The sequence below is a fragment of the Rhizobium sp. LARHSG275 genome (assembly GCF_052871115.1).
This window is the reverse complement of record NZ_JBIXJN010000007.1, coordinates 152,336-166,396: the sequence shown is the minus strand read 5'-3', so window position 1 is coordinate 166,396 and position 14,061 is coordinate 152,336. Positions and strand designations below refer to the sequence as shown.

The 14,061-nt window shown below is 61.5% G+C and carries 14 protein-coding genes and 1 riboswitch; of the genes, 9 read left to right on the top strand and 5 right to left on the bottom strand.

Features of this window, described 5'->3' with window-relative positions; all coding sequences use genetic code 11:
• Nucleotides 1–217: 217 nt before the first annotated feature.
• On the top strand, nt 218–700 hold the full coding sequence (gene greA / locus ACIPSK_RS11220; protein ID WP_162117292.1) for a transcription elongation factor GreA: 483 nt from the start codon (nt 218–220) through the stop codon (nt 698–700).
• A gap of 92 nt (nt 701–792) precedes the next feature.
• Here greA and ACIPSK_RS11215 read toward each other — a convergent pair whose 3' ends face one another.
• Nucleotides 793–1,686: a LysR family transcriptional regulator ArgP gene (locus ACIPSK_RS11215; RefSeq protein ID WP_162117291.1), complete on the bottom strand. Its 894-nt coding sequence runs from the start codon at nt 1,684–1,686 to the stop codon at nt 793–795.
• A 100-nt stretch (nt 1,687–1,786) separates the two neighbouring features.
• On the opposite strand from ACIPSK_RS11215, the gene ACIPSK_RS11210 reads away from it, so the two are divergent.
• On the top strand, nt 1,787–2,395 hold the full coding sequence (locus ACIPSK_RS11210) for a LysE/ArgO family amino acid transporter (protein ID WP_162117290.1): 609 nt from the start codon (nt 1,787–1,789) through the stop codon (nt 2,393–2,395).
• Between the two features lie 96 nt (nt 2,396–2,491).
• Here the strand turns inward: ACIPSK_RS11210 and ACIPSK_RS11205 are convergent, their stop codons facing one another.
• Complete coding sequence (locus ACIPSK_RS11205; RefSeq protein WP_162117289.1) at nt 2,492–2,680, bottom strand: hypothetical protein; 189 nt, start codon at nt 2,678–2,680, stop codon at nt 2,492–2,494.
• A 73-nt stretch (nt 2,681–2,753) separates the two neighbouring features.
• Here ACIPSK_RS11205 and ACIPSK_RS11200 point away from each other — a divergent pair, with 73 nt between their 5' ends.
• Together ACIPSK_RS11200 and ACIPSK_RS11195 are read left to right on the top strand one after the other, a co-directional pair.
• Nucleotides 2,754–3,695: a LysR family transcriptional regulator gene (locus tag ACIPSK_RS11200; protein WP_210254188.1), complete on the top strand. Its 942-nt coding sequence runs from the start codon at nt 2,754–2,756 to the stop codon at nt 3,693–3,695.
• A 99-nt stretch (nt 3,696–3,794) separates the two neighbouring features.
• Nucleotides 3,795–3,950, top strand: coding sequence for an entericidin domain-containing protein (locus ACIPSK_RS11195; protein ID WP_003540537.1), 156 nt, complete (start codon nt 3,795–3,797; stop codon nt 3,948–3,950).
• A gap of 98 nt (nt 3,951–4,048) precedes the next feature.
• Here the strand turns inward: ACIPSK_RS11195 and ACIPSK_RS11190 are convergent, their stop codons facing one another.
• Nucleotides 4,049–4,402: a hypothetical protein gene (locus ACIPSK_RS11190; protein ID WP_162117287.1), complete on the bottom strand. Its 354-nt coding sequence runs from the start codon at nt 4,400–4,402 to the stop codon at nt 4,049–4,051.
• Between the two features lie 20 nt (nt 4,403–4,422).
• Nucleotides 4,423–5,424 (bottom strand): glycine betaine ABC transporter substrate-binding protein, encoded by a 1,002-nt coding sequence (locus ACIPSK_RS11185; RefSeq protein ID WP_210254187.1) that lies wholly within the window; start codon nt 5,422–5,424, stop codon nt 4,423–4,425.
• A gap of 651 nt (nt 5,425–6,075) precedes the next feature.
• Between ACIPSK_RS11185 and ACIPSK_RS11180 the strand changes: the two genes are divergently transcribed.
• The 3 genes from ACIPSK_RS11180 to ACIPSK_RS11170 all read left to right on the top strand — a co-directional run bounded on the left by ACIPSK_RS11180 (nt 6,076) and on the right by ACIPSK_RS11170 (nt 9,496).
• Complete coding sequence (locus ACIPSK_RS11180) at nt 6,076–7,530, top strand: cobyric acid synthase (RefSeq protein ID WP_162117413.1); 1,455 nt, start codon at nt 6,076–6,078, stop codon at nt 7,528–7,530.
• Nucleotides 7,531–7,728: 198 nt separating this feature from the next.
• Nucleotides 7,729–8,076: an SDR family oxidoreductase gene (locus tag ACIPSK_RS11175; protein WP_281410324.1), complete on the top strand. Its 348-nt coding sequence runs from the start codon at nt 7,729–7,731 to the stop codon at nt 8,074–8,076.
• 331 nt (nt 8,077–8,407) lie between these two features.
• On the top strand, nt 8,408–9,496 hold the full coding sequence (locus ACIPSK_RS11170) for an adenylate/guanylate cyclase domain-containing protein (RefSeq protein ID WP_032985101.1): 1,089 nt from the start codon (nt 8,408–8,410) through the stop codon (nt 9,494–9,496).
• Nucleotides 9,497–9,500: 4 nt separating this feature from the next.
• Here the strand turns inward: ACIPSK_RS11170 and ACIPSK_RS11165 are convergent, their stop codons facing one another.
• Nucleotides 9,501–11,291: a chloride channel protein gene (locus ACIPSK_RS11165; protein ID WP_162117285.1), complete on the bottom strand. Its 1,791-nt coding sequence runs from the start codon at nt 11,289–11,291 to the stop codon at nt 9,501–9,503.
• A gap of 258 nt (nt 11,292–11,549) precedes the next feature.
• Nucleotides 11,550–11,946, top strand: a riboswitch (cobalamin riboswitch).
• Nucleotides 11,947–12,482: 536 nt separating this feature from the next.
• Here ACIPSK_RS11165 and cobU point away from each other — a divergent pair.
• Nucleotides 12,483–13,007 carry a bifunctional adenosylcobinamide kinase/adenosylcobinamide-phosphate guanylyltransferase gene (gene cobU, locus ACIPSK_RS11160; RefSeq protein WP_162117284.1) on the top strand — a complete coding sequence of 175 codons (525 nt, stop codon included), beginning with the start codon at nt 12,483–12,485 and terminating at the stop codon, nt 13,005–13,007.
• A gap of 4 nt (nt 13,008–13,011) precedes the next feature.
• On the top strand, nt 13,012–14,061 hold the full coding sequence (gene cobW, locus ACIPSK_RS11155) for a cobalamin biosynthesis protein CobW (protein WP_162117283.1): 1,050 nt from the start codon (nt 13,012–13,014) through the stop codon (nt 14,059–14,061).

The window sequence follows — 14,061 nt, the reverse complement described above, 5'->3', positions numbered from 1 at the left end:
GTTATCAGAGTGTATACGATGCGCCACGGCGCACCGTGGTATAAACGCCATGCGGCGCAGGACGTTCCTAACGCTCCAAGTTGGGGGCGTGACAGGAAAAGCGGCCGTCGATGGGCCCGATTGGCGGTTCGTCTGCAGTCGGTGTATGGTTCCAACAGAGATCTGGGCAATCGCCCATCAGCTACGAGACCGCATCGCGCTAAAACGGAGTCCGAGATTGGCCGTCGCTTTCACCAAGGAAGAGAGTTTCGAAACCGCTTCGGAAACCCTGCTGCCCGATCGTCCGATCTCGCCGCATCCGAACCTCGTCACGGAAGCGGGATTGAAAGCTCTGGAATTGCAGTTCCAGCAGGCTCGCGAGGCCTATGATACTGCGACCCCAATCGAAGACGTGAACGAACGGCGGCGGCAGACGGCCAATCCCTTGCGTGATCTTCGCTACTTAGCCGCAAGACTTCGCACCGCTCAGCTCATTCCTGCCCCTACGTCAATCGATACCGTCGCCTTCGGCAGCACGGTGACTTTCCGTCGTGACGACGGGCGTGTGCAGACCTATCGCATCGTCGGAGAGGACGAGGCTGATCCGAAGGCCGGGTCCATTTCCTATGTCTCCCCGGTGGCGCGGCTCCTGATGGGCAAGGCTGTTGGGGATATGGTGGAGACAGGCGGCCAGGAACTGGAGATCATCGCCATAGCATAGGAGAGCGCTATTCGCGTAGAGACCTGCGAGTTCGGCAGCCGCACCGCTTACGTCTGACAAAAGCGCACTCGGTCCCCGAGATGAGTGACGCCTCAGAGATTGCGTTTCGCGACCTTGATGACCTCCCGTGTCAGCTCCGCCAAGCGATCGGCGGCAAAGCGGTTTATCTGCCAATAGAGCGGGACGTCCAACGGCGTATCGGGAACCAACTCCACCAGCCGTCCCGATAACAGATGCTCGCGGGTCAGCTGGGTCGGGTTCATTCCCCAGCCCATGCCGGAGAGGCTGGCCTCGACGAAACTTTGCGGCGACGGCAGCCAGTGGGTGGGGTGGTCGAGATCGTGTCCGAACATCCGCCTGATCCAGCTGCTTTGCAGCCTGTCCTTCTGATTGAAGGTTAGCGCCGGGGCGCTGCGGATTGCCTCTGATGTCACGCCATGCGGAAAGTGACGGGCGACGAAGTCGGGGGTTGCCGTCGCATGGTATCTGAGAACGCCGAGTGCAAAACGCCGGCATCCGCGGACCGGCTTTTCCAGGCTGGTGACGGCGGCGATCACACGCCCACGCCGCAGCCATTCGGCGGTATGGTCCTGGTCGTCGACGGCGACGTTCAGCAGATAGGAAGAGCTCCTGGTGAAATTCGCCATGGCCTCGACGAACCACGTCCCGAGGCTGTCGGCGTTCGTCGCGATTTGAAGCGTGACCCTTTGGCGGGGTTCGTCGGGATCGACGAGTGCCGGCAGCTGCCCGAAGAGTTCTGCTTCGAGCATGCTGACATTCTCCATATGGCGGCAGAGCCATTCTCCCTTTTCCGTCGCCGTGCACGGCGTGCCTCTGACGATGAGGACGACGCCGAGACGTTCCTCGAGCTGCTTCACGCGCTGGGAAATGGCCGAAGGCGTAACGTTCAGCACGGTCGCGGCTCTTTCGAAGCTGCCTGTCTGGACAATGGTCGCAACTGCGCGAAGAGCGGGATAGTCGAGCATGGATTAGTTTTACTTTATTGGAGTAAGGTGGATTAATTAGCCTAATTCTCCCAATCGCGATAGCGCAACATCACCGAAATGAGGGGCGTTGGCCGAAGCGATGAATTTTTCGATTTATGGAACCGGCCTGATGATGGGCCTCAGCCTGATTGTCGCCATCGGTGCGCAGAACGCCTTCATTCTCCGCCAGGGCTTGCGCAACGAACATGTCTTCGCCATCTGCCTCGCATGCGCGGTATCGGATGCCGCGCTGATCGTGCTTGGCGTGACCAGCCTTCAGCAAATCGCTGGGTTGATGCCCTGGCTCGATCCCGTCATGCGCTACGGCGGAGCCGTATTTCTGGTCTGGTACGGGGCAAGAAGCCTCTATTCCGCCTTGCGGTCGTCCACCGCTCTCACGGCCGCGGAAGCCAAGCCATTGAGCTTCCGGCAGGCGCTGGCAACCTGCCTCGCACTCACCTGGCTCAATCCGCATGTTTATCTCGACACGGTGGTGCTGCTCGGCACGATATCGACACGATATCCCGGAGAGCAGGCTTCTTTTGCGGCAGGGGCGGTGACGGGTTCTTTCCTGTTCTTCTTCTCGCTCGGATATGGCGCTACACGGCTGCGGCCGATCTTCTCGAAACCCTCATCCTGGCGCGTGCTGGAAACGCTCGTCGCTTTCACGATGTGGATCATTGCGTTCAAACTGCTGGGCGGGCTGTGATCGCCGTTCGGCCGCTGCGGCGCAGGTCGAGCGGACGTCGCAAGTGGACCGGCATCAATCTGGCCAGCTCAGCGAATTCAAAACGATGAAGCGTCTCTACCGCGTCCCATCGCATGCGCGGCGCTCCGGGAGGGTCAACTCCATTTCGCGCTGGCAATCCGCCAGCAGATGTGGCGGAAAGCGCCTTAACTCCCGGAGCGCATGCTCATGGTTGGCATCCCTGCGTCTCTGCGCCTTGAATGCGGAAAGGGCCTGTACGATATTCCACATGCTTGTTTGAGACATGTCGGGCCTCCTTGGCTGCATTTTGCTGCCGACACGCGAAATATCGGGTTCAATTGACATTCAATCAAACAAAATGATATGGGGTTATAAATCAGAAAAATTGAAAGATGCGACGATGAGCATTCCCTTTCGCCGTCCCATTCCGCTGCTCGACAACGATGTATTGCGCACCTTTGTTGCCATCGCCGAGACGGGCAATTTTTCGACCGCCGCCGAGGCGGTCTTCCGCACACCGTCGGCGGTGTCGATGCAGATCAAGAAACTTGAAGAGCAGCTTGGTGCGACACTGTTTCTGCGCGACGCACGCTCGGTTTCGCTGACGCGCCATGGCGAGATGTTGCTGTCCTATGCCCGCAACATCCTGGCGCTGTCGAACGAAGCGGTGTCGCGCTTCATCATGCCGGAGCTCAGCGGCGTCGTGCGGCTCGGCGCGCCGGAGGATATCGGCGAACGGCTGCTGCCGAGTATTCTGAAGAGTTTCGCCGAGAGCTATCCCGGCATCATGGTCGACGTGACGATCGACATGAGCATGGGGCTGAAGAAGCGCATGGAGGAGCAACGGCTCGACCTGGCGTTGATCAACTGTGCGACACGGCCGTTCCCGACGGGCGGTGAGGTGGTGTTCCGCGAGCGTCTGGTCTGGGCCGGCGCCAAGTGTGGTTCGGCGCATCGCCGCGATCCCCTGCCGATCTCGATCTGGGAGGATGGCTGCATCTGGCGCCAGGAAGCGCTCTCGCAGCTCGAACGCAACAAGCGGCATTATCGCGTCGCCTATCTCAGCGGCCACACGATGGCGCAGCGCGCCGCCGTGCTTTCCGATCTCGCCATCGCACCGTTGCCGCTTTCCTATGTCAACGAGGACATGGCGATCCTCGGGCCTCAGGAAGGGCTGCCGGAGCTCGGCGCCTTCGATATCCGCCTGCTGACCGCCTCGCAGGAATCGGGGCCGATCGAGACGGTGGCCGACAGCATTCGCGGCGCCTTTGCCGAGAGAGCGAAAGCGGTCGCCGCCTAGCAGCATCATAGCCAGTGAACCTTTTGGTTTGTCGTGCGTTATTGGCGCGGGACGGCAATTGTCGCCGTTCGGGGTTGATTTCAAACAAGGATATCCGAGATGACGACAACGGCCAAAATTGCCGCAGCCTTGATGGTTCTTCTTGCCCTTTCTTCCTGCGGCAACACGATCCGCGGCATAGGAAAGGATACGGCAAATACCGTGAACGCCACGCAGGATGCCGGCCGCTCGGTTGACCGCGCCGCGAAGAAGTAATGACGATTCAGCTTTCTTCCGAGGATTGCCGGATCAGATATTGACCGCGGGATCAGATATCGGCCGGGGCCGGATCAGATGACCGAGTTCGGATCATTCTAAGGGGTGACTGAGGGATAAGCCTTTTCCAGCCCGCCGGATCGGTCGAGACCGGTCCGGAAGGCCTGGTAGGCGGGATGCTGGCTGGAGCGGGCAGCTTCCGTCAGCCGGATCTGCAACCGTTCCGGCGCCTGGGTTCCGAGCCAGATTCCCAGATTTTCGAGCTTCAGCGAGTTCAGGAAACGCGATCCGGCGGCAAGATCGAGATGGCGGCGCAGGCCGTCGAGCAGGTTCTCGTCCTGGGCAGCGTTTTCCATGAGCAGCGCCAGATACGACTTGTCGGTCTCCGACAGCGCAGCGAGCTTTTCCGCAACGGTATCGCGGTCGGGAAAGGGAATCATCGAATCGTCCATGCTTGATCGTGTTCTTGCCGTTATAAGCTCGCCTTGACCTTCTCGGCTACATCGACCGGCACCCATTTGGTCCACAGACTCTCGTAATTGCGAAGAAAATAGATCGCGGCACCCTCATTGCTTTCGCGGTTTTCGTCCTGCCAGGCGAGCACCTGATTGATCGTCGCATTGTCCCATTTGCGGGTCTTGAGATAGGTCGTGACAGGCCCGGCGCGGCTGGCGAAGGACCTGGTCATCAGTGTGAAGGCGCGCGAGACGGGGTAGGAGTTGACCTCGGGCCTGGCGCAGCCGGCAACTGCGGTACAGTGGTCCCATTCGCTCTTGTTGTGGCCGACGCCGAAGCTCAGGCGCGTCATGTCGTATTTGCCGAGGATGGCGGTCGGCGCCCAGTAATAACCGAGCCAGCCGACCTTGTTGTCGAAGGCGCGGGCAATCGATGCATCGAGCCGTTCGGGACTGCCGGTCTCGACGAGCTCGAAGCCCTTCTTGTCGGCGGCAAGCGCCTTGAACAGATTTGTGGTCGATATCTGGCAGCTCCAGTCGGCGGGGCAGTTGTAAACTGCGCCTTTCGATGGGTCGTCCTCGGCGGGGAAGAGTTCGGGATGTTTCAGCGCGTCTTCGACCGAGCGGATGTCGGGGTGGGCGTCGGCGATAAATTTCGGAATCCACCAACCCTCGACGGCGCCGTCAGCCAGGATTTCGGCCCCCTCCACTAACCGGCCGCTGTTGACGGCCTGATCGAGCAGGGACCTGACGGAATTGATCCAGTATTCCGAGGCGATGTCGGGGGTGCCTTTCTCATTCATCGAGGCGAAAGTCGGCAGAGTGTCGCCATCGACAATGGTGACCGAACAGCCGTATCCCTTTTCCAGGATGATCTTGTCGAAGCTCGCCGCGATGCCTGCCGAGGCCCATTTCATTTCGGCGATCGAAACGCTGCCGCACTCAGCGGCTTCAGCCGGCGCGACGGTAGAAAGAGCCGCCGCAAAGACGGCCGGAATCAGAAACGTCTTCATCGTCATTCCCCGAATTCTTCTTAGGCGGACGCGCAGGCTCTGAAATCCACCGCCAAATCTCTCCGGCACCCGAAGGGACAATGCCTGCCGGGCGATACCGCGACAGGCTTTCCGGTTCATGGGCATGCCATGTTCAATAATGGAGCATTTTGATGAAGCCTACGCGTTCGCTCGCAGAAATCAACCATCTTCTGCTCATGGTTGCGTGACTAAATTATTGAATTCGAAGAATTTATGTCAGCATCCCGAAAATGGCGCCCTCCGGCGAAATACACGCTCTTCGCGACCGGCGGCGGATTTTCGGCAGATATTTTGGCGAGAATGTCAAAAAAGATCAAAATTAACATTTGCGTAAGCCTTCAATAACTCTCCGGTAAGAATGTGCCGTTATCAGTTGGGGCGTGGCAGCAATGACCGCCGCTTCTCCGGTTCAGGTAGTGCGTACCGGAGAAAGCGAGCTTCGCCGTGTAAGGGCGAAGACGCCTGAGTTTTCGGCAAACCGCGCAGAGCCAAGGCCATGCGCGGTTTTCGCGTTTGCGTGGGAACTTGCACCGAGCCAAGTCTTGCGCCGGGCCAAGTCTTGACCCGAGCCAAGCTTGACCCGAGGTTGCCGCCCATTGTAGGCCTCGCCTGAACGAGAGGCGAATGCGGGCCATCATGGCAAGAGCGATCATGCTGCAGGGGACCGGCTCCGATGTCGGCAAGACGGTTCTGGTTGCGGGCCTTTGCCGGTTGGCGGCCAATCGCGGGCTGACCGTCCGGCCGTTCAAGCCGCAGAACATGTCGAACAATGCGGCGGTCGCCGATGATGGCGGCGAGATCGGCCGGGCGCAGTGGCTGCAGTCGTTGGCCGCGCGGGCGCCATCCACAGTGCACATGAACCCGGTGCTGCTCAAGCCGCAATCGGAAAATGGCAGCCAGATCATCGTGCAGGGCAGGGTATTTGGGCAGGCGAAAGGACGCGATTATCAGCGGCTGAAGCCTCAGTTGCTCGGCGCCGTGCTCGAAAGCTTCGAAAGAGTGGCCGATGGCGCCGATCTCGTCATCGTCGAGGGCGCCGGATCGCCGGCTGAGATCAATCTCAGGGCCGGCGATATCGCCAATATGGGCTTTGCGACGCGTGCCCGCGTGCCGGTCGTGCTTATCGGCGATATCGACCGCGGTGGTGTCATCGCCTCGCTGGTCGGCACGCATGCGATCCTCGATGATGGCGACCGGGCGATGATTGCAGGCTATATCATCAACAAGTTCCGCGGCGACGTCTCGCTGTTTGACGAGGGCATCCGCGCCATCGAGGGTTTTACCGGTTGGCCGTGTTTTGGCGTCGTGCCGTGGCTGAGGGGGGCTGCGCGCCTGCCGGCCGAAGATTCGGTTGTGCTCGAACGGCTGGCGAGGGGCGGGGCGGGCGCGCTGAAGATCGCCGTGCCGGTGCTGCCGCGCATCGCCAATTTCGACGATCTCGATCCGCTGAGGACCGAGCCGGATGTCGAACTGGTGTTCGTGCGATCAGGCGAGCGGATACCTGCCGATGCGAGCCTCGTTGTGCTTCCCGGCTCGAAATCGACGATATCGGATCTCGCTGACTTCAGGGCGCAGGGCTGGGACCGCGATCTCCAGGCGCATGTCAGGCGCGGCGGCCGGGTGATCGGCATCTGCGGCGGCTATCAGATGCTCGGCCGCATGGTGCGCGACCCGCTCGGCATCGAGGGCGGGACGCTCGAGACGCCGGGGCTCGGGCTGCTCGACATCGAGACTGAGATGGCACCGGAAAAGACCGTGCGCAACAGCCAAGCCCGCTCGACCGAATATGACGCGCCGCTCGCCGGCTACCAGATCCATCTCGGCATCACCCGCGGCCCGGATTGCAATCGGCCTTCGGTAATCATCGACGGCGCGCCCGACGGGGCGCTGTCGGCCGACGGCCGGATCATGGGCACCTATCTGCACGGGCTCTTCGGCAGCGACGCCTACCGCGCCCGACTGCTTCAAAGCTTCGGCCTATCAGGCGAGCGGAGGAATTACCGCGAGAGCGTCGAGCAGGCGCTCGACGAGATCGCCGGAGAATTGGAACGTCTTCTCGATCCGCGCTGGCTGGCCGGGTTGATTGGCTAGGCTGGGTGTGTCGTGGGCGGCTGCCGCATCGTTCCTAGTCTGTGGGATGACAAAGATCGCGGCTGGCTCCCTCTTCCCCCCAGCGGGGAGAAGGTGGCCCGAAGGGTCGGATGAGGGGGCGATGCGGCACTACGTCATTGATTGCCCGTCGCTTTCGCTCAGCGCATTCGCGGCTCCGCCGCTCACCCCCTCAACCGCCTGCCGGCACCTACTCCCGATGGGGAGAAGAGAATCGTGGCGGCGCGCCGCGTTCCCCCTGCAGCAAAGAAGGGACTGACCAGACTGATGCGCGGCATGGCGGTCGAGTTCGGCCCGGACGGCATCACCAGCAACGCGATTGCGCCCGGCTGGTTTGCTACCGAGACGAATGCGGCGATGGCTGCGAACGAGGAATTGATGCCCTTCGTGCGCCAGCGCATCACGGTCCAGCGCTGGGGACGCCCAGACGAGATCGCCGGCGCGGCGCTGTTTCTCGCAAGCGCCGCCGCTTCCTTCGTCAACGGCGATGTGCTGACGGTCAACGGCGGCATGACGGTCAGGATGTGAGATATTCGTAGGCGCTACGGCACCGTCTTCATTTCTGCAGCACTCTCCGTTGCCCTTCGTCGGCAGGCGAATGACGGCAACGGCAGGTATCATTCCCTCTGGCCTGTGGTTGTCGTTGCCGGAGTCCGTGGCTAGAAATATCTGCCTGACTCGACTATTGGTTGACGTGCAACGCCCCCGTTGGTCATCGCCGTCCATTTGCCCGATTTCCGACGATAGACTGCGTCGGTCATGTGGAGATTCAAAAATTAACGATCATATTCAGTGGCTTATAGAACAGGGAATCACTAGTGAGCATATTGGCGATCTCGTCGCCGGCCTGTGCGACCGGTTGATCGCGGACGGCTTTCCCATCTGGAGGGCCAGCATCACTATGCCATCCATTCACCCTATGTATCGCGGCGTTTCGGCCAATTTCATCCGGGGCGGTGCAACGGTCCTTGAAAATGCGGCGCATGGCAGCGTGGAAGAGCGCAATTTCGAGAAAACGCCGATATTCTACCTGTTGAGCCGCGGCGAAAGAACGGGGCGTTGGATACTGGCGAAGGGTGAAGGTTTCGACTATCCGCAGCTCAAGGAATTCGCGCTCGCCGGCGGCACGGACCACGTGGTCAGCCTTTTCGAATTCCCGAAGGAAGTCGCGCTACGCGGGCTCGGCTTCTCGCTGACCAGCGATGCGCCGGGCGGATTTTCCGATGATCAGCTGGCAACAGTCAAAGCGCTTGTCCCAGCGCTGGGGCTGGCGGCTTACCGTGTGGCGGCATCGAAAACCGCCACCGATATCCTCGCGGTCTATACCGGCGCCAGAACGAGCGCGCGCATCCTGGCCGGGGAGACCCAGAGGGGAACGGGCGGTTCCATCAATGCCGCGATCCTGCTTGCGGACCTCAGAAATTTCACTGCCTTGACCGAGGTCTATCAACCCGGCGAGATCGTCGGGTTTCTGAACGAACATTTCGAGCTGATCGATCGGCATGTCGAGGAAAATTCCGGCGAAATCCTCAAGTTCATGGGCGACAGCGTGCTGGCGATCTTTCCGACCGACGCCGACGACCCACAGAAGGCTTGCATGGCCGCGCTGGCTTCCGCGAAGAATCTGCTGAAAGCAAACGAGGCGCTGAACCGCGAGCGGACGCAAAACGGCGGCCCCGATATCGGCGTCGATGTCGTCCTTCATCTCGGCGAGGTTTTCTACGGGAACGTTGGCGCCCGCGGCAGGCTCGATTTCACGGTGATCGGCAGGGCCGTCAACGAGGCCTCGCGGCTTGAAAAGCTCTGCGGCACGCTAGAGCAAGACCTGCTGATGTCGGAGAGCTTCGCGACCACCTGCGCCGTGGCCTGCGAGTATCTGGGTTCGTTTGAATTGCGCGGCGTTTCGAAGCGGGCAGAGGTGTTCAAGCTCGCCGGCCCCGGATCATAGCGGCTTAGATCTCGCCGGAGACCTCGCGGCGGCGGCGGTCGAGTTCTTCGCTGTAGCGGCGCAGCGTAAAGCTTTCGCTGAGCTGGCCGATCACCTTGCGTTCGATCAGGTTGTTGACGACGGCGAGCGCTTCGCTTTCGCTCTTGTCGAAGATCGCCGCCGCCTGTCTGGCATTCATCTGCGGCTGCAGGAAGTCGTTGCGGTAGTGGATGAAATCGGCAAGCGTCTTGCCCTCGTCCTGAGCGTCGGTCGGGTTGGCGTAAATCTCCGGCACCAGCACCAAGCCCGCATATTTGTCGCTCTCCTCGACGAGGATGACGCGCTGGGTCGAGCCGATCGGGAAGGCCTGCTTGAATTCCTCCAGCGTGATGCCCGCCTTCGCCTTTTTGACGTCGGCGCGCATCAGCTTGTCGACCGTCAGATTGCGGATCCAGCCGACGTCGTGGGCGCTGCGGATGCTTTCGCCGCGCAGATGGAACCGCCATGTGGCGAAGGAGTAGCCGAAGGTCGAGCGCACGACGAGGGAGGAGGTGATGACGGCAGCGAGCACCAGCGCCGTGATCGGAAAATCGCCGGTGATTTCGAGCGCCAGGAACGTCATGGTCAGCGGCCCGCCGATGACGGCGACGGCAAGCGAGCTCATGCCGACCACGGCATAGATGACGGGCGTCAGCGTCGCATCGGCGAAGTAGGGGCCACAATAGGCAAAGAGCTTGCCGAGCAGCGCGCCCATGAACAGCGAAGCGAAGAATAGCCCACCCCTGAAGCCGGAGCCGATCGAGATCGCCGAGGCGAAGGATTTCAAGAGGAAAAGGCCGATTAGCGTCGGGATTGCCACCTCACGGGAAAGATTGAGATGTAGCGCGCCGTGGCCGGCCGAGAGCACTTGCGGCGAGATCATAGCCAAGAGCCCGACGATGATGCCGCCGAGTGCCGGACGGAAGGGTGGGGCGATTGAGCTCTTGCGCGCCAGCTCCTCGACAAAAGCGACGCCCTGCATGATCAGGATGCCGACACCGGCGCAGAAAGTGCCGAGCAGCAGCGCTGGGATATAATCGGCCGGCACGACCGAGCCGAAGCTGCCGATATCGATGGTGAAATCGCTGCCGGCAAGCAGCCTTGCGATCAGAGTCGAGACAAGGGCGGAGACGACGACAGGCGTCAGCGAGACGATCGTATAGGAGCCGATGATCAGCTCGAAAGCGTAGAAAGCACCGGTCAGCGGCGCGTTAAAGGCGGCGGCGATGGCGCCCGCCGCGCCGCAGCCAACCAGGGTGCGCAGGTCCGAGCGGCGTAGCTGCAGCTTCAGGCCGAATTTCGAGGCGAGGCCGGCGGCAAGCTGGGTATAGCCGGCCTCCAGGCCGACCGAGGCGCCGAAACCGTTGGAGATCAGGTTCTGCACGGCAACGATGATGCTGTCGGTCAGGGACAGGCGGCCGCCATGCAGCGCATTGGCCTCGATCGGGTCGACCATCGGCTTCTTGCGCCGTTTCGCCAGCACTAGAAGCAACAGGCCGAGCAGGGCGCCGCCGATGACGGGGGCGGTGAGCAGCAGCATCTTGCTCTCGATCTCGGACGCGCTCAGCCGTTCGCTGTCGGCGATGCCGAAGACCAGCTGATGCAGCTCGTTGGAGACGTAGCTCATGCCGGTGACGGCAAGACCCGAGATGATGCCGACGACGGCGCCCGCCAGCGACAGGCCGACCTCGCTACGGCGGGTCAGCGCCCGCAGGCGTCCCGGATCGAAGAAAACACGCAGCGCGCGGAAACGGCGCCGATCCAATTTCATAAGCATGGCTAGACAACTAGGCGGGGAGAGGCCCGGTCAAGGGCGGAGATGATCGCGCAGTCCGCTTGCGACGCAATTGCGGCGAAAACTCGGCGGGCGGGATAAATATTTGTGACGTAAGTCTCTGATAAATGACGATGTTTAGGTAGAGTAAGTCGTGTTGGAGCAAGCATACCGGCTGGCCGTCAACTGGTCGACCGCCAAGGTCGGTTGACTTCACCCCTGCGCTTGCCTAACCATCCCGATAACGGATGGTCGATTGACCATCCTGACATAACGGATGGTTCCGGATCGGTGTTACGCCCTTCCGGATGAAAAGGGAATGTGACGGGGCGGACCCAAGCCGGGCGCCTTCATCACAGCCGACCCCGCGACTGTAGAGCGGTCAGGGTCTTCCATCCGGCACTAAGCCCTTCCGGCCGGCGGCTTGCAATCATGCAAGCGGGCAGGATAGGCGATATGCCGGAAAAGCCACTGGAAATGCATGGTGATCAACCGGGGTCGGACGCCTCTCAAGTCTACGAATCGTCCACCTTTTCACTGATGCGGCCGGGAAGGCGAGGATGATCCGCTGGCACGATCAGGGCGACCGGTTTCCGGTCTGCCCCGATCGCGGCCGATAACCGCGAGCCAGGAGACCTGCCATGCGTGCCGGGCGAGAAGCCCACACCTGGGCACTATGCCCGTTGCCAGCACGGAGGTTGTCTTGGCTGAACGATTGAATTCGGCGCGGCCTGGTGCGGCGCTATTTGCTTCCTCTTCTCCCCGGCGGGGAGAAGGTGGCCCGAAGGGTCGGATGAGGAGGCCGCACGGCACGCCCTTCATCATTGCCCTTCGCTTGCGCTCAGTGCATTCGCGGCTTCGCCGCTCACCCCCTCAACCGCCTGCCGGCACCTTCTCCCCGCTGGGGAGAAGAGATGTGCGGGGGCGCCTCGCTTCCTCTCATTCGCGAGGGGGGATCGAAAGACGGGTTGAGACCTGTGGCTCGGTGCATGTGCGAGGCACTTTCCTCTCCTCCCTCATTCCTGTGCTGGTCACAGGAATCCAGTGCGCCCAAGTCCTTGGGCGCGAAAGAATCATTTCACGACAGCACAGAGTCATTCACGGCGCGGACGCGCCGTGGCTGGATTCCTGTGACGAGCACAGGAATGAGGGAGCGTGGTGGAACGTTGCGTTTCCTCTGGAGGCCGCTTTCGCATGACGGCCTCCCCATCCAACACCGTCTTCATCCTCGGCGGCGCACGTTCCGGCAAATCCCGTTTCGCCGAAGACCTCGTCACCGCGACCGATCTGGATCGCCACTATCTCGCGACCGGCCGCGCGTGGGACGAGGAGATGCAGGCGCGCATCGCCCGACACCAGGCCGACCGCGGCCCGTCCTGGACGACGCATGAGGAGCCGCTCGATCTCGTCGGCAAGCTCACCGCCATTGACGGCGAGGGGCGCATCGTGCTCGTCGACTGTCTGACGCTCTGGGTCACCAATCTGATGATGGAGGAGCGGGACATGGCGGCGGAATTTGCTGCCCTTGCCGATTTTCTGCCTGCCGCGAAGGCGCGGCTCGTTTTCGTTTCCAACGAGGTCGGCCTCGGCATCGTGCCCGACAATCGCATGGCGCGGGATTTTCGCGATCATGTCGGCCGCTTGCACCAATCGATCGCGGCGAAGGCCGCCGAAGTTTATTTCATCGCGGCAGGCCTGCCGTTGAAAATGAAGGGTTAAGTCCGTGAACCAGCAGAAGATTCCCGCAACCGTGATCACCGGCTTCCTCGGCGCCGGCAAGACGACGCTGATCCGCAACCTGCTCACCAATGCCGGCGGCAAGAAGATTGCGCTTATTATCAACGAATTCGGCGATCTCGGCGTCGACGGTGATGTGTTGAAGGGGTGCGGTGCGGAGAATTGCACCGAGGACGACATCATCGAACTCACCAATGGCTGCATCTGCTGCACCGTCGCCGACGATTTCATCCCGACGATGACCAAGCTGCTGGAACGCGAACATCGGCCCGACCATATCGTCATCGAAACCTCGGGCCTTGCCCTGCCGCAGCCGCTGGTCGCCGCCTTCAACTGGCCCGATATTCGCACCCAGGTGACCGTCGATGGCGTCATTACGGTGGTCGACAGCGCCGCCGTCGCCGCCGGCCGTTTTGCCGACGACCATGATGCGGTCGATGCGCGCCGCGCGGAGGATGAATCGCTCGATCACGAAAGCCCGATCGAGGAACTGTTCGAGGATCAGCTCACCTGCGCCGACCTCATCGTGCTCAACAAGACAGACCTGATCGATGCTGCCGGCCTTATCAGGGTGCGCGACGAGGTCGCTTCCCGCACCGTCCGTAAGCCGGTCATGATCGAAGCACGGAATGGCGAGGTGTCGGCCGGCATCCTGCTCGGCCTCGGCATCGGCACGGAGGACGATGTCGCCAATCGCAAGTCGCATCACGAGCTGGAGCATGAGGACGGTGCGCCGCACGATCATGACGAATTCGACAGCTTCGTTGTCGAGCTTGCCTCTGTTGCCGATCCCGCTGGCTTCATCGAGTCCCTGAAGACTGTTATTTCAGCCCATGACGTGCTGCGCCTCAAGGGTTTCGTCGACGTCTCGGGCAAGCCGATGCGCCTGCAACTCCAGGCCGTTGGCAGCCGCATCGACCATTATTTCGACCGCGCCTGGGCAACTGGCGAAAAGCGCGCCACGCGGCTCGTCGTCATCGGCCTGCACGAAATGGATCAGGGCGCGGTGAGGGCGGCGATCGAAGCGCTGGCGTAA